This is a genomic window from Niallia sp. FSL W8-0635 (genome assembly GCF_038007965.1).
In the GTDB taxonomy this organism is placed as follows: Bacteria; Bacillota; Bacilli; order Bacillales; family Cytobacillaceae; genus Niallia.
On the sequence record NZ_JBBOYD010000001.1, the window covers coordinates 3379721 to 3396033 of the forward strand.

Below are 16313 nucleotides of genomic sequence, written 5' to 3' on the forward strand. Positions count from 1 at the left end.
GCTCTCTTAAAACGTTACATAAATATGTATTTTACCACGAAAATAGGCAATAAAATATATACGATTAAAAGTAAATATGAACAATTCTTTACACACTATTAGTAGTTTACCCTTTCTGAAATAGAAACGCTACTTTAAAAAAAGAGGTAATTAGCTAGTAGCTTTATTTAGGAAAAAGAAAATGGTATGTTTTTAATAGAAAGTAGGATGAATTATGCAATATGATGTAATCGTGATTGGCGGAGGACCATCAGGATTAATGGCTGCGATAGGGGCAGCCGAACGAAAAGCAAGTGTATTACTAATTGATAAAGGGAATAAACTTGGGAGAAAGCTAGCTATTTCAGGGGGCGGCCGTTGTAATGTTACAAATAGGCTGCCAATCGAGGAGATTATTAAACACATTCCAGGAAATGGTCGTTTTCTCTATAGTGGTTTTTCTGAATTTAATAATGAAGATATTATCGCATTCTTCGAAAACCTTGGAATCGCATTAAAGGAAGAGGACCATGGAAGAATGTTCCCAGTTTCCAATAAAGCTCAATCGGTTGTGGATGCCTTATTGAGTGAGCTAGATAGATTAGGTGTAACTATTCAAACAAACTCCCCTGTTAAGACAGTTCATTATCATGAAAATCTTACAAAGACAGTGATTTTAGAAAACGGGGAAACCAAAACATGCAAATCGCTTATCATTGCAGTAGGAGGAAAGTCGGTTCCACATACTGGTTCTACAGGTGATGGCTATGCATGGGCAAAAAAAGCAGGCCATACTATAACCGACTTATTTCCAACGGAAGTACCAGTTACCTCCAAGGAAGCATTTATTCAAAATAAAGACTTACAAGGGGTTTCATTAAGAAATGTAGGATTAAGTGTTCTTAATCCAAAAGGAAAGCCAATTATTACCCACCAGATGGATATGATTTTTACCCACTTTGGAATAAGTGGTCCCGCTGTATTACGATGCAGTCAATTTGTTGTAAAAGCAAAGAAAAAATGGAATTTAGATGAAGTGAAGGTTTCCATTGACTCTTTCCCTGATATAAAAGAAGAAAAGCTATTTCAAGACACAATGACATTACTTAAAAACGAACCAAAAAAAGCGATAAAAAATACGTTAAAGGGTCTGTTAATTGAACGATATTTACTATTTTTATTAGAGCTGGCTAATATTGATCCAGCTGCTACATGTGCAACTGTTTCCCAAGAGAAAATGAGACTGTTTGTTAGTTTATGTAAAGCATTTACCTTTGATGTAAATGGAACATTACCGTTAGAAAAGGCGTTTGTAACAGGTGGTGGTGTTTCCATTAAGGAGATTGTTCCTAAAACGATGGAATCAAAATTAACGGAAGGATTATTCTTCTGTGGTGAAATATTAGATATTCATGGATACACTGGAGGATATAATATTACTTCTGCCTTTGTAACAGGTAGACTGGCGGGTGTAAATGCAGCTCTAGTTGCAAAAGGCGTTTAACAAAAAAAGAGTGTGAGACATAAGATATTCCAGCCAAAGATAGAGCCAAACAATCAAATTCACATGTGAATTTGATTGTTTGGCTCTTTAATAATTCGTTTTTACACATGACTACATTTAAACCTATAAATAACCAGTATATGAAAATAATCTTCAGCTAAGAGCTAAATTAGCGATTATTCTTTTTTAAAGATTATCTATTTAGTTATGTCCCAGCCACCTTCACTTATCTTTTATGATTTATAGATAATCATCGAGGAAAAGCAATAGATTTGATCCTCTTCATCCTCTTGCATAGCTGCCACATTATATTTAATATCTATCAATTTTTTCTCATCTATTTTCTGTAAAAATTTATTCATTTGTAATTCGAGATCTTTCTCATGCTCTTGATCAAATAGTTTTACTTTAATCATTTTTTCCTCTCCCCATTATTTAGTAGGTTTATTTAAAGGATAGACAAAATTCTTACTATTCAATCAATTTAATATAATAAATTTTACATTTCTTTTTAAATCCCTCCATGTAAAAAGCTCAAAGATAAGGAAAATAAAACGCCTTCCTTCTTTGAGCTTTTTCTAGCTTATATTAACTGCCAGCTTTTAAACTGTTTTACCATGCCAATCTAGCATGCCGCCTTCCATGTTTACAACTTTGAAACCTTGGTCTTGTAGGAAGTAACATACATTTTCGCTTCGTCTTCCTGAGCGGCAAATAACGATGTATTCTTTATCCTTCGAGAAGTACTCAAGATTTTCTGGGATGCTATTCATCGGAATATGTTTAGCGCCAGGAATCATTCCTTCTGCTACTTCTTCGTCTTCACGAACATCTACTAATTCTAGAGTTACCTTGTTATTTAACTTTTCTTCTAATTCTTCCGTTGAAATGGTTTTTATTAAATCCATTCTAATCCCTCCATTAACACCTTTTTATACTGTGTGTATAATATTATCTCATTGTAATATAGAGTAATTTACTAGAATATGCAATTCGTCTGCCCATTAGTAAAGAGGAGGCTAGTCAAATAGACCAGCCTCTTCCCTTTAATTTGCAACAATATTAACTAATTTACCTGGAACAGCAATTACTTTACGTACCTGCTTCCCGTCAATTTGTTCTTTGACTTGACTGTCTTCCATCGCAATTTGCTCCAATGCATCTTTATTTGCATCTGCTGGAACCATTAGCTTTGCTTTTACTTTTCCATTAATCTGAATAACAATCTCCACTTCATCGTCTACCAATTTTGCTTCATCATATGCTGGCCATGCTTCATATGCAATAGATTGGTTAGATCCAGTAATGATTTGCCATAGTTCTTCTGTCATATGCGGGCAAATTGGAGAAAGTAATTTTACAAAACCTTCTACATATTTCTTCGGAATACTATCCGCTTTATAGCATTCATTGATAAATACCATCATTTGCGAAATAGCTGTATTAAAACGAAGGGCTTCAAAATCCTCTGTTACTTTTTTAACAGTTTGATGATAAATTTTATCTAACCCCTTCATTTCTTCTATTCCTTGAACCTTAGAAGAAAGCTCACCATTATCATCTACTAGCAATCTCCAAATACGATCAAGGAATCTTCTAGATCCATCAAGACCATTTGTTGACCAAGCGATAGCTGCATCTAATGGCCCCATGAACATTTCATATAAACGAAGCGTATCTGCTCCATGGCTAGCTACAATCTCATCAGGATTTACGACATTTCCTTTTGATTTACTCATTTTCTCATTATTTTCACCTAGGATCATTCCTTGGTTATATAACTTTTGGAAAGGCTCTTTCGTAGGAACAACGCCTAAATCATAAAGTACTTTATGCCAGAAGCGCGCATATAGTAAATGCAATACAGCGTGTTCTACTCCGCCAATGTACATATCAACAGGAAGCCATTCTTTGATTTTTTCTGGATCAGCAATTTGCTCGTTATTTTTTGGATCGATATAACGTAAATAATACCAGCTGCTTCCAGCCCATTGTGGCATAGTATTGGTTTCACGTCGACCTTTTTTACCAGTTACAGGGTCTACCACATTTACCCAGTCTGAAATATTTGCTAACGGAGACTCCCCTGTACCAGATGGCTTAATTTCCGATGTTTCTGGTAGAGTCAATGGTAATTCCTCTTCTGGAACTCCTGTCATAGTGCCGTCTTCCCAATGAATAATTGGAATTGGCTCGCCCCAGTAACGTTGACGACTAAATAACCAATCACGTAGTCTATATGTTATTTTTTTCGTACCAATTTCTTGCTCTTCTAACCAGCCAAGCATCTGTGTAATAGCTTCCTCTTTATTTAAACCATTTAAGAAATCAGAGTTTACATGCTCACCATCACCAGTATAGGCTTCTTCTTCTACATTGCCACCTGCAACTACTTCTTTAATTGGCAAATCAAATGTTTTCGCAAACTCATAATCTCTTTCATCATGTGCAGGCACAGCCATAATGCTTCCTGTTCCATAGCTTACAAGAACGTAATCAGCAATCCAGATTGGCATCTTTTCTCCATTTGCTGGATTAATAGCATAAGCACCAGTAAATACACCTGTTTTCTCTTTTGCTAGATCTGTTCTTTCTAAATCACTCTTACTTTTAACTTTTTCTAAGTAAGCTTCTACTGCCTCTTTTTGCGCTGAAGTTGTTATTTTTTCTACAAGCGCATGCTCAGGAGCAAGCACAGCATAAGTAGCACCAAATAATGTATCAGGTCTTGTTGTAAATACAGTAAAGGTTTCTTCATGATTATCAATTTGGAAGGTAACTTCTGCTCCCTCTGAACGGCCAATCCAATTTCGTTGCATTTCTTTAATACTATCTGGCCAATCTACTTCATCTAAATCCTCTAATAAACGATCAGCATATGCTGTAATTTTCAATACCCATTGGCGCATTGGACGTCTTTCAACAGGATGTCCCCCACGTTCACTTTTTCCATCAATAACTTCCTCATTTGCTAGCACTGTCCCCAATGCTGGGCACCAGTTAACTGCCACTTCATCCACATAAGCTAAACCCATTTCATATAGCTTTAGAAAAATCCATTGTGTCCACTTATAATATTCTGGATCTGTTGTATTAATTTCACGATCCCAATCATAAGAAAAACCTAAAGATTTAATTTGGCGACGAAATGTATCAATGTTTTTCTGTGTAAATTCTGCTGGATGGTTACCAGTATCTAATGCATATTGTTCTGCCGGCAAACCGAATGCATCCCATCCCATCGGATGAAGCACATTAAAATCTTGCATTCTCTTCATACGGGAAAGGATATCTGTTGCTGTATATCCTTCTGGATGTCCAACATGAAGTCCCGCTCCAGATGGATATGGGAACATATCTAATGCATAAAACTTTTTCTTGCTTTTTTCTTCACTTGTTTTAAAAGTTTTGTTTTCTTCCCAAAACTTTTGCCATTTCTGTTCTATTTTCTGATGATTAAAGCTCATCTTAAATCCTCCTATAAAGTTGTTTTCTCCAAAATAAAAAGCCTCTCATCCCAAACAGGGACGAGAGGCATTATGTATAATAATCTCCCGCGGTACCACCCACAATTAGTGAATAAATCACTCGCTTCATTATCCTTTAACGCAGGTGTACGGCAAGCACTACTAAAAAGTTCACACTTGCAACTCAAAGGCGAGTTCAAGATGTTTTTGACTGACTTGCACCACCCGTCAGCTCTCTTCATTTCAAAAGGGCATCTTTACTATTCCTTATCCGTGTTGTTCACTTATATGGTCTTAATTGTATTGTATTTTGATTCATGTTGCAAGTAGTTTTCAGATTAAGCTAGTAATGATGGATATCTTCTTTCTTTTATTATATGACTCCACCCAACTAATGTTCCATTCTCACCATTTCTTTGCCCATTCAGCAACCAATCGCAATAACTTTCGATCCTGATTTCGGCCAGCAATAAAAGAAAGACCAATTGGCGCGCCATCTAGGATTGCTAATGGGAGATTCACTTGAGGAAAGCCTGATAAACCAGCAATACAACATAGCTGAAAAGTTTGACTTCTTTTTATTTCTAATTCTTCCACAGGAAGATTCAAAAGTGGAGCTTTTCCAGGCGCCGTAGGAATAATTAAAATTCCGTCGTCTCCAAGCAGTTTTTCCATTCTTTGCTGAATTATACGTCGTTTTTGCTGATATTGTGGTAAATCGTAGTCCTTTAAAGTACTAGCCCATTGAAATCTCTCTGCTATTCCTGGACCAAAAGAAGGATTGACCTTTTGAATCCATTCTCCATGTTCTTGCCAAATTTCTCTTCCTTGTAATTGCCTGAAAGCCTCTGCCCACTCTTGGAGCCCCTCTTCTGCAATAATTGTGGTGGAATAGTTTGGTACAGAACTTTCTATTTTTTTCAAAAATGGACTAAAGGCGTTTTGAACTTCCTGATCCGCTAATAACCAAGCATCACTACCGAGGATAAACCGAGTAAAAATCCCCTCCTCTTGGACAGGAAGAAGGACTTTTCCAACTTCATATAAGATTTCAGCATCCTGCGCCATCCATCCAACCGTATCAAAGCTTTTCGCAAGGGGAATTACTCCATCTATATTAACTGCTCCATGAGTGGGGCGAATTCCATATATTCCGCAATAAGAAGAGGGAATTCTTACCGATCCTCCTGTATCTGTACCAAGGGAGAAATCAGTTAATTTAGCCGCTACTGTCACAGCTGAACCACAAGAAGAGCCTCCCGGTATACGATTAGCATCCTTAGGATTAATAGGAGTGCCATAATGATAATTTTCTCCATTTAAACTATACATTAATTCATCTGTGATCGTCGTTCCCTTTAAGGTAGCACCGTTATTCAGTAAATTGGTAATTGCAGGTGCTGTTTCTTTTGCGGGCTCATGGCTTTGGAGCCAATCTGGATTTCCTGCAGAAGAAACATAATCTTTAATAGCAAATACATCCTTTACAGCAAACTTCAGCCCATCTAAATTCCCATTTGTTCTTGGTTCTAATGAAATATTTTCATCTATATATGCACCAAAATCACGCATCTCGATAAACTCCTCCCCACTCATATATCTCACTATTTATACTAAATGATGGACCAAGTTGTAATCCTTCACTTCCCATTTTTTCTTTTTATAATGAATGTTACTGATACATGCATTAGATAAGTATTTTTCAATCGTAAGTTGATCCTCGGATACAACGGTTAATAATGTATGGATAACTGCACCATGTGCCACTAATAATACTTTTTGGTCTGGGAATTGAAATAGAATTCTTTCTAGACCATTCATGATTCTAGTTATTAAATCCTCTCTCGATTCTTGATTTGGGTACTGTTGATCTGGATAAAGTATGGCTCTTTCTTCTCTTGTTTTCCCTTCAGCATCTCCAAAACTACGCTCCATAAATTCAGTCATTTCCACTACCTTCAGCTGCAAAGCTTCATTAATAATCATAGCTGTTTGTTTTGCCCTTTCAAGAGGGCTGGTGACGATGACATCCCAATTAGAATCCATTAGATAATCTCGGCATTGCTGTGCCTGCTTAATCCCATTTTCATTTAAAGGAATATCTGTTTTCCCTTGAATCATTCCCTTAGCATTCCAATCTGTCTCTCCATGCCTTATTAAACATATTTTTGTCATCCTATTAATCCTTTCTACGCATCATTCCGCTTAATTTTAGGGTTATTTCTACTTTATTAGAAAAATACTAATTTTTCAAACAAATTAAATGTTTATCTTTTAAAAATTGTCCTTAATGGCTTTCTTTACAGATTTACCTATCTGAAAATTCCGCCTTTAGAAAAATAGGTACTATTCTATTGCAGGTTTCCTTAAAAGCAACTACACTTATTTCTGGTATTTAGAAATAAAGTTGCAAAGGAGCATTATAATGCCTCGTTCTCTATGGCTTTTAGTTATTGGAATGGCTGTAAACGTTACTGGTTCTTCCTTACTCTGGCCTTTAAATAGTATTTACATTCATGAACATTTAGGAAAAACACTTACGGTTGCAGGATTTATCCTGATGCTTAATTCAGGAGCAAGTGTTATTGGTAATTTAATTGGAGGCATTCTTTACGATAAATTAGGTGGGTATCTTTCTATTCTATTAGGAATATCTTTAACCGCCTTGTCTTTATTAGGGCTTACACTTTTTCATAATTGGGGTGCATACTGTACCTTCTTTACCTTATCTGGTTTTGGATCAGGGATTATCTATCCAAGCATGTATGCGATGGCAGGAAATGTTTGGCCTGAGGGAGGAAGAAAAGCCTTCAATAGTATTTATGTCGCCCAAAATGTTGGGGTTGCACTCGGATCGGCAATTGGCGGAATCATTGCCTCTTATTCATTTCAATTGATTTTTCTATCCAACACCCTTATGTATGTGGTATTTTTCCTTATCGCATTCTTAAGCTACAAAAACATTCAGGTAAAAGCAGAAATTCTTCCTAATTCCAATGGTGGAAAAACAGTGAAAAGAAAAGGAAAGCATTTATTAAAAGGAAGCCCTGCTATGTACTCTCTTGGCATTTTAGGATTTGGATACTTATTATGCTGGATCTGTTATGTCCAATGGCAAGCCACTATTTCAACCCATACGCAACAACTTGGTATACCTTTGACTCAGTATAGTTTACTATGGGCTGTAAACGGCGGACTTATTGTATTTGGCCAACCACTTATTTCTTTTTTCACTAAAAAAGTATGTACATCTATTAAAAAACAAATGCTTATCGGAATCGGGATTTTCATTGTTTCCTTCCTTATTGTTGGAAAAGCAGAATTCTTTACTGGCTTTCTTGCAGCAATGATTATCTTAACGATTGGTGAAATGCTTATATGGCCTGCAGTACCGACAATTGCAGATAAGCTAGCTCCTAAAGGAAAAGAAGGTTTTTTCCAAGGGATTGTAAATAGTACTGCTACTGGAGGAAGAATGATTGGACCGCTTCTTGGAGGTATACTGGTAGATAGTAGCGGCATGACTATGCTTATACCTGTTTTAGTCTTCTTATTGGTTATTAGCTTACTTACTGCCTTTTTCTATGATTACCCAACAAAGGAAGCTGCTAAATTAACTCCTAAAACAAATTAATGTAATGTCCCAACTGTCAAAAACAGTTGGGACATTTTACTATGAGAATAAGCTATTCTTGTCTTGTTTTTGATTTAGCAGGCTGTCCACCAGATTGTTCATATTTCTTTTTTGCTGCTTTTACTAAATCAAAATCTTTCCCTAACTCTAAATCCTGATTATTTATCCCATTGCGTGTTTTTTGCTCAGGATTATTTTTCTTTGAACGCTTATCCATTGTTGTTGCCCCCTTAATGCAATCCTAATGTCATTTGATTTTGCATTTGTTCCACAAGCAATCTCATCCGATGCAATTCTTCCCGTTGTTGTTGATTAGCACTGTGGTCCATCGTGTGCAATTCATTGTATATGGTTTCTAACTGCATTTGTGCATCTGTATATTCATTTGTATTGTAATGTTCTTGCCGACTAGATGATTCATATTGTTGTTCTGCATAATTGATTACTTCATTACATTTTTCTAATAAATCATTTATGGATTGACGAGTAGCCAAAAGATAACCCTCCCAACAATCTGTGGAATTAGAAGCTACTTTGCTTCCTTCTATAGTATCTGTTCATTCACCATATCCTATTACTTCCTTTTCTTAACTGATAAAGAAATTCTGTTGGATAAAGATTGGAGACATGTTAAAATGCATAGGTAGAAATGAAGAAAATTAACAAATTTAAGAATCTAAATTACTTAGGAGGTTACACTGATATGAATCAGAATAACCCATTCCCTTATGCTTCTGATAATAAAAGATACCATACATGGAATTATCATCTCCGTAACGAGTTCGGACACAAAGTTTTCAAAATTGCTTTAGATGGAGGATTTGATTGTCCAAATAGAGACGGTACGGTAGCTCATGGTGGTTGCACATTTTGTAGTGCAGCTGGTTCTGGGGATTTTGCCGGTAATCGTGTAGACAGTCTTGAAAAGCAATTCCATGATATAAAAAACAAGATGCATACTAAATGGAAAGACGGGAAATATATGGCCTATTTTCAAGCCTACACCAATACTCATGCGCCAGTTGATGTACTGCGGGAAAAATATGAAGCAGTTCTTAAACAGGAAAATGTCGTTGGACTTTCTATTGCGACACGTCCAGATTGTTTACCTGATGATGTTGTTGAGTATTTGGCAGAATTAAATGAACGTACTTATTTATGGGTAGAACTAGGTCTGCAAACAGTCCATGAAAAAACAGCAACCCTTATTAATCGAGCACATGATTTTCAAACCTATGTGGATGGTGTTAATAAGCTTAGAAAGCATAATATTCGTATCTGCTCCCATATCATTAATGGCTTGCCACTTGAGACAAATGAAATGATGATGGAAACTGCTAAAAGCGTCAGCGAACTAGATGTACAAGGAATTAAAATACACTTGCTTCATTTATTAAAAGGAACACCAATGGTAAAGCAATATGAAAAAGGAATGCTTGAATTTTTAACCTTTGATCAATATATATCATTAGTTTGCGATCAATTAGAAATATTACCACCAGATATGATTATTCACCGAATAACTGGAGATGGACCAATTGAGTTAATGGTTGGACCGATGTGGAGTGTAAATAAATGGGAAGTATTGAATAGTATTGATGCAGAATTAAAAAGCAGAAACAGCTGGCAAGGTAAGTATTATCAGGCAACAAAGAAGGTGACACAATGAAGCTTGAAAGAGTCATCCCTTTCGCACACCAATTATTAGAAAAGGCTGTTACTAAAGGGGATATTGTTATTGATGCAACAATGGGAAACGGTCATGATACCGTCTTTCTAGCAGATCTTGTTGGTGAAGAAGGGAAAGTATATAGCTTTGATATTCAAAAAGATGCTTTAGAAGCGACAACGGAAAAGCTTACGAGTAAAGAATTGCAAGAAGCTGTTTCCCTTCATTTGTGCGGACATGAGCATTTAAAAGAAATTGTTCCTTCTATGTATCATGGAAAAGTCACTGGTGCCATCTTCAATCTAGGCTACTTGCCTGGTGGAGATAAATCAATTGTAACAATGGCTGAAACTACCATTGCAGCAATTGAACAGTTATTACAAATATTATCTAAAGAAGGCATGATAATATTAGTTATTTATCATGGACATCCAGAGGGTGCAATCGAACGGGACAAACTTATAGCATATGTTGAAAATATTAATCAACAGGAAGCACATGTGCTTCGCTACCAATTTATAAATGGAATCAATAATCCTCCTTTTATTATTGCGATTGAAAAAAGATAATATGTGATTTTATTTGAATGTCAATTAGGGATTGGGTGTGACCTTTCCCTGAATTTTTGCTTCGGATCATTTATTTTGTTTTTGGATCATATCTCTACTGCTTTGGATCATATTCCATTTACTTTATATAAGTTTACTGTATTAAAAGACAAAAAAATTAGACAAACTCTCCTTATGAAGAAGTTTGTCTAACAGTTTAAATCAATTTATTTACTAAATGCTCTTAATGCAATGGCTGGAACTAATTTTTGAAATTTTCTATAGGCTCTTCCATTCAAATAGAAAAAATAGCCAATTGGTCCAGAAGTTCTTATCATATTTTTTGCAAGCTTTCGTATATTCCGCTGTTTATTGACCTTCTCATCAGATAAATAAACACCTAATAATCCTCTATTAATCAATTTATGAAATTTTTGATGTGGTAATTTATTTGTGTGTCGATCTGCCTCTGTTACAAAATGTTTTAAACGATTAAATAATTCTTCCTCATTTTTATAATAAAAGCAAAAGTTTAAGTCCCCACCTATTTTGTCTTCCTCTTGATCGATAAAATAGTCTAACAGTATATGAAGCCCCTGAATGTATGGAAAATATCCATCACGAATTAAAGCGGCATATGAATGATCAAAATCATCACGAAATGCATAAGAGACTAAGCAAAATATCCCTAAAGTAGAACCAGAGCAAGCAGAAAATTCATACCACTCCATTTTTGGCACATGATTCTTATTTTTTTCAAACCAAAATTTCAATCTAGGAATTCGCTCTTCCATAATCACATGTTTATGTATCTGTAAATCACAATAATATCGACATAGCTCAAGTAACTGTTCTTTAATACTCCCATAATGTTGTAGCTTTGACAGTGTATCTCTGCATGTTTTGGCTAAATCATATAAATAGCCGCCATCATCTTGATCTTCTCGAAAACGATAGTAGTTACTTGGTTCAGCACCGACTGTTAAAGCATGCTCCATCGATTCATGTAAAGCAGAAAAATCGTTCGGATCAAGTGAAGTGCTTCGGTCACAAAGATTATCTAAATAATCACTTATTGTTTGGTAAGCAACAATAAATTTAATTACTTCTTTATACTTACTCATGGCTATTAGCGCCATGATGGATCCACCTTCACAATGAAAGGTTTTATGCTCAATACTTGCTAATGCTTGCTTCCTTAATTCCAAATTGGGAATATTTCTTGCTCTTTGTGTCCAATAATTTAACTCCTGATGAACAACTGGAAAAACCTTTAAGTAAACTTTAGACATTAATGTTAATGGCATTTTTGGAACTGACATATAAAAACCTCTCTTATACGATATAACCAATTGCTTTCAATTGACTATTAATAAAATCCTTCGTGTATTCAAACACTTCATCTCTCTCTGGCTCATTAAAAATTTCATGATAAAACTCTGGCCATTCCTTATATCGCTTTTCAGATAATGGTACCATATTAAACCAGGTTTTTACCATTTTTTTATCTACAACTAGATCGCCGCCCCCTTGCATAACCAATAGAGGCAAGTCCTGTGTTTTGGCTATATCCTCAAATGCATTTTTTGTTGCGACAATTAATTCTCGATACCATCTTACAGAGACTTTTGTAATGTATAAGGTATCATTTGAATCAATTTCTCTAACTTCAGCATTTCTTGTGGCCATATCGATCGTTAGTCCTGAATTAATCCTGAGTCTTGGAGTCACTTTATTCAAAAAAAGAGACGCCAAACTTACTAATTTATTAGGATAATTTACCAAACCTAAGCAGGGGGAAGATAAAATCATGCCGGCAATTTTTAATTTTTCTTTTTGAAGCAATCTAATGGACGCAAGACCTCCCATACTATGCCCCAATAAAAAAATAGGCAGTTCAAATTGATAAGCTGCTTGGATCCAATCTTTAATTTCTATCGTATATTCATCAAAAGAGTCAATATGTCCTCTATCCGATCTCGTTGTCATTCCCTGTCCAGGAAGATCTCCCATTACAACATGAAAACCAGCTAACCGAAACATTTCGATAAGCCATCCATATCTTCCATGGTGCTCCATCGCTCCATGAACAATAACAATGACAGCCTTTGCGTTTCCTTCAGCTTCCCATTTCCACATAAAAGCTCCCCCATCCCATTCTAAAATCTATATTGTATTATACCGTTTTTTAACAAAACATAATTATTAAGGAAAAATAAAGATTTATTTTGTAAATTAACATGAAAGGACGAATAAATGTAGACGAAGTCTAGCATTATTATTATTTTCCAAAGTTACTTCAATTATAGCAAATATCTTAGAAATGTAACTAAATTAAGCAAACCTTAGCCAATGCTCCAAAAAATCATGGTATACTGTGAGGAGGTTTAGTTTGTCGAATTTTAGGGAAAGGGAATCATCTATGAGTATCATTTAAAGAAAAATATGACTAAGAATATAATACTCTTCGTACTAGCTATTCCTTTATTTTCTAAAAGTTTTTTTCTTTAAACCGATATAATTAAATAAAGATAGTAATTAGGTGAGATTAAAAAATGGATTCAAATACAATAATAGTCGTATCATTAATTACATTATTTTTCTTATTATATTTATTAGTAAGAAAAAAATTAAGTACATTAGTTAAATGCATCTATTTGTTTACGATATTCGCCATGATTGCGATTAGTTTTTTGCTTATTAATAGAAACGACTTTCCAGCAATGGTCTATGCAAAAGAAGTTGCTACACAAAACACGCGTAAAGCTCTTTTATCAATAAAAGAGGAAACAAATTTATTAAAGGAATCCGTTTTATTGGATGCTCCTATTGTGAATCAATTACCAGAGCTCCCAAGAGGCTGTGAAGTAACAAGTCTTGCGATGCTTCTCCAATATGCTAATGTCGATGTTGATAAAATGACACTAGCAAAGGAGATTAAAAAAGATAGTACACCATATGTTAGAGAAAATGGCTTAATCTATTACGGAAATCCTAATGACGGATTTATTGGGGATATGTACTCCTTAAATGGCCCTGGGTTAGGCGTATATCATAAACCGATAGCTGCATTAGCTGAGCAATATTTACCTGGTTCCATTGTTGATTTTACCGGATCTAGTTTTGAAGAAATCAAAAATCATCTTTCGAACAATCGTCCAGTATGGGTTATTACTAATTCGACATATAAGAAATTACCAGAGAGCGAATTCCGCACATGGCATACTCCTAGCGGAACCGTAAAAATAACTTATTCTGAGCATTCTGTTCTTATTACAGGATATGATGAAACACATGTTTACTTTAATGATCCCCTTACAGGAGAAAAAAATAAAAAAGCACCCATAAAGGATTTTGAAGAATCCTGGGTGCAAATGGGTAGTCAAGCAATTACGATTAATTCTTAATTGCTACCTTTCCCTCTTTTAAATATTCCTTTTCGAAGGAATATTTTTTTTCGATATAAATGCTATGCCATACCATGAACATTAGAACTGTCCATATTTTACGGCTATTATCTGCTTTTCCTTGGCAATGGTCTTCTAGCAATTGGAGTACAACCGATTTATTTAATAAGTGATCTGTATCACTCTCTTTAATAATATTTTTCGCCCATTCATTCATTTCATCTTTTAACCAATGACGAATCGGAACAGGGAATCCTAGCTTTTTACGATTTAACACATGCTCTGGTACAAATGATTCAGCTGCTTTTCGTAAAATATATTTTGTTGTACCATCAGCTGTTTTTAAGGAGGTCGGAATTTTAGAAGCAACTTTAAAGACCTCTTTATCTAAGAATGGCACACGTAATTCTAATGAATGAGCCATTGTCATTTTATCTGCTTTTAGTAAAATATCTCCTCGCATCCAAGTGTGAATGTCAATGAATTGCATACGATCCACTGGATCATAGCCCAGACTTTCTTCATATAGAGGCTTGGTAATATCTCGATAATGTAAACCTTTATTATAGACAGAAAGTAATTTTTCTTTTTCTAATTCAGAGAACATTTTCGCGTTGCCAATATATCTTTCTTCCATTGGAGTGACTCCACGCTCAATAAAGCTTTTTCCTTTCACGCCTTCTGGAAGAATATTTGCTATAGCTCGTAACAATTTTTTTCCGACATTCGGAATTTTATTAAATACTTCTAAAGATTGTGGTTCGCGATAAATATTATATCCGCCAAATAATTCATCTGCACCTTCACCAGAAAGGACAACTGTTACATGCTTTCGTGCTTCTCGTGCCACAAAGTATAATGGCACACAAGCTGGATCTGCTAGAGGATCATCCATATGCCACATAATTCTCGGGATCTCGTTCATATATTCCTGTGGGGAAATTATATAACTAATATTTTCTAAGCCTAATTTATCAGCCGTTTCTTTTGCTACATCAATTTCACTAAAGCCATTATGTTCGAATCCAACAGAAAATGTTTTAATGCTAGGATGGAATTCCTTTGCGATACTTGCAATAATCGATGAGTCAATACCACCTGAAAGGAATGAACCAACAGGAACATCACTTCTCATATGCATTTTCACACTATCAAAAAGCACATCTTTAATTTCTTTTGCTAACTCGTCCTCTTGTTTTACAACAGGCTTAAAGGACGCTCTCCAATAACGGTTAATTTTCATTGGTTCCCCAATTTTTTTTGTAAAATAATGACCTGGTTCTAGCTTTTTAATTCCCTCTGACATTGTATATGGTTCAGGAACAAATTGATAGGTTAAGTAATGTTGCAATGAAGTATAATTGATAACATCACTTTCTAATGCTAATGCGATACTTTTCTTCTCTGAAGCAAAAAATGTTTTTTCCCCATCTTCTAAATAAAAAAATGGCTTAATTCCAAACGGATCACGAGCTCCGTATAATGTTTCTTCCTGCTTATCCCAAATGATAAAGGAGAACATACCGCGCAGCTTTTCTACCGCTTTTTCCTTCTCATGACTATATAGGGCGATAATTACTTCTGTATCTGAATTTGTTTGGAAGGTTAAGCCAGCCTTTACTAGCTCTTCCCTAATTTCTAAGTAGTTATATACTTCTCCATTAAAGATTATCCAATAGCGTTCATTTTCATATGTTAAAGGCTGATGCCCACTTTCAATGTCTATGATACTTAATCGGCGGAAACCAAATTGAATATGGTTATCATAATAGTATCCTTCATCATCAGGACCTCTATGCGTTATGATACGATTCATTCCTGCAAATAGTTCTTTTTGTTCTTCTTGAAAGTTTTGTGCTTTTTCATGTACACAGCCAACAAAACCACACATATTGCTCTCACCTTCTCCATTTCTTTTCCTACATATATTAGGACATTCCTAACCATTTTTCATTGTTTTAATAGCAAGCCATAATTAAAATTTTACTATACCCCTAAATATAAAATATGTTAATAGGTAATAAGGTTCATAAAATCCTCACTTAGTTTTCTATTGTAGCATAAATAGTGTAAATTTATAATTGGCTATATACATTTCACCTCTA

Annotated in this window: 15 protein-coding genes and 1 other annotated feature; of the genes, 5 read left to right on the plus strand and 10 right to left on the minus strand. The window is 35.1% G+C overall.

Annotated features, from left to right (window positions below; all coding sequences use genetic code 11):
- Nucleotides 1-214: 214 nt before the first annotated feature.
- Nucleotides 215-1483: a BaiN/RdsA family NAD(P)/FAD-dependent oxidoreductase gene (locus NYE52_RS16235; protein ID WP_341194018.1), complete on the plus strand. Its 1269-nt coding sequence runs from the start codon at nt 215-217 to the stop codon at nt 1481-1483.
- A gap of 233 nt (nt 1484-1716) precedes the next feature.
- On the opposite strand, the gene NYE52_RS16240 is transcribed toward NYE52_RS16235, so the two are convergent.
- The 5 genes from NYE52_RS16240 to NYE52_RS16260 form a co-directional block, all read right to left on the minus strand.
- Nucleotides 1717-1899, minus strand: a complete 183-nt coding sequence (locus NYE52_RS16240) for a sporulation protein Cse60 (RefSeq protein ID WP_341194019.1) — start codon at nt 1897-1899, stop codon at nt 1717-1719.
- A 186-nt stretch (nt 1900-2085) separates the two neighbouring features.
- Nucleotides 2086-2391, minus strand: coding sequence for a rhodanese-like domain-containing protein (locus NYE52_RS16245; RefSeq protein WP_341194020.1), 306 nt, complete (start codon nt 2389-2391; stop codon nt 2086-2088).
- Between the two features lie 138 nt (nt 2392-2529).
- Nucleotides 2530-4950 (minus strand): leucine--tRNA ligase, encoded by a 2421-nt coding sequence (gene leuS / locus NYE52_RS16250; RefSeq protein WP_341194021.1) that lies wholly within the window; start codon nt 4948-4950, stop codon nt 2530-2532.
- Between the two features lie 53 nt (nt 4951-5003).
- Nucleotides 5004-5233: a binding site (T-box leader), on the minus strand.
- 122 nt (nt 5234-5355) lie between these two features.
- On the minus strand, nt 5356-6522 hold the full coding sequence (locus NYE52_RS16255; RefSeq protein ID WP_341194022.1) for an amidase: 1167 nt from the start codon (nt 6520-6522) through the stop codon (nt 5356-5358).
- Nucleotides 6523-6558: 36 nt separating this feature from the next.
- On the minus strand, nt 6559-7125 hold the full coding sequence (locus NYE52_RS16260; RefSeq protein WP_341194023.1) for a histidine phosphatase family protein: 567 nt from the start codon (nt 7123-7125) through the stop codon (nt 6559-6561).
- 250 nt (nt 7126-7375) lie between these two features.
- On the opposite strand from NYE52_RS16260, the gene NYE52_RS16265 reads away from it, so the two are divergent.
- Nucleotides 7376-8584, plus strand: coding sequence for an MDR family MFS transporter (locus NYE52_RS16265; RefSeq protein WP_341194024.1), 1209 nt, complete (start codon nt 7376-7378; stop codon nt 8582-8584).
- Nucleotides 8585-8636: 52 nt separating this feature from the next.
- Here NYE52_RS16265 and NYE52_RS16270 read toward each other — a convergent pair whose 3' ends face one another.
- Both NYE52_RS16270 and NYE52_RS16275 read right to left on the minus strand, forming a co-directional pair.
- A complete protein-coding gene (locus NYE52_RS16270; protein ID WP_341194025.1) occupies nt 8637-8801 on the minus strand; it encodes a glycogen biosynthesis protein GlgD in 165 nt (54 codons plus the stop codon).
- A gap of 13 nt (nt 8802-8814) precedes the next feature.
- On the minus strand, nt 8815-9078 hold the full coding sequence (locus tag NYE52_RS16275) for a YtzC family protein (RefSeq protein WP_341194026.1): 264 nt from the start codon (nt 9076-9078) through the stop codon (nt 8815-8817).
- A gap of 209 nt (nt 9079-9287) precedes the next feature.
- Between NYE52_RS16275 and NYE52_RS16280 the strand changes: the two genes are divergently transcribed.
- Together NYE52_RS16280 and NYE52_RS16285 are read left to right on the plus strand one after the other, a co-directional pair.
- Nucleotides 9288-10253 carry a TIGR01212 family radical SAM protein gene (locus NYE52_RS16280; protein ID WP_341194027.1) on the plus strand — a complete coding sequence of 322 codons (966 nt, stop codon included), beginning with the start codon at nt 9288-9290 and terminating at the stop codon, nt 10251-10253.
- On the plus strand, nt 10250-10822 hold the full coding sequence (locus NYE52_RS16285; protein ID WP_341194028.1) for a class I SAM-dependent methyltransferase: 573 nt from the start codon (nt 10250-10252) through the stop codon (nt 10820-10822). Before NYE52_RS16280 ends, NYE52_RS16285 begins: the two co-directional genes overlap by 4 nt.
- 206 nt (nt 10823-11028) lie before the next feature.
- Here the strand turns inward: NYE52_RS16285 and NYE52_RS16290 are convergent, their stop codons facing one another.
- Together NYE52_RS16290 and NYE52_RS16295 are read right to left on the minus strand one after the other, a co-directional pair.
- Entirely contained in the window at nt 11029-12123 is a 1095-nt protein-coding gene (locus NYE52_RS16290) for a tetraprenyl-beta-curcumene synthase family protein (RefSeq protein ID WP_341194029.1), read from the minus strand.
- A gap of 13 nt (nt 12124-12136) precedes the next feature.
- Nucleotides 12137-12940, minus strand: a complete 804-nt coding sequence (locus NYE52_RS16295) for an alpha/beta hydrolase (RefSeq protein WP_341194030.1) — start codon at nt 12938-12940, stop codon at nt 12137-12139.
- Nucleotides 12941-13356: 416 nt separating this feature from the next.
- On the opposite strand from NYE52_RS16295, the gene NYE52_RS16300 reads away from it, so the two are divergent.
- The gene (locus NYE52_RS16300) at nt 13357-14208 is read left to right on the plus strand and encodes a C39 family peptidase (protein WP_341194031.1); all 852 of its coding nucleotides are present in this window, start codon (nt 13357-13359) and stop codon (nt 14206-14208) included.
- On the opposite strand, the gene asnB is transcribed toward NYE52_RS16300, so the two are convergent.
- Nucleotides 14198-16099, minus strand: a complete 1902-nt coding sequence (asnB, locus tag NYE52_RS16305) for an asparagine synthase (glutamine-hydrolyzing) (RefSeq protein ID WP_341194032.1) — start codon at nt 16097-16099, stop codon at nt 14198-14200. The genes NYE52_RS16300 and asnB overlap by 11 nt on opposite strands.
- Nucleotides 16100-16313: the final 214 nt, after the last annotated feature.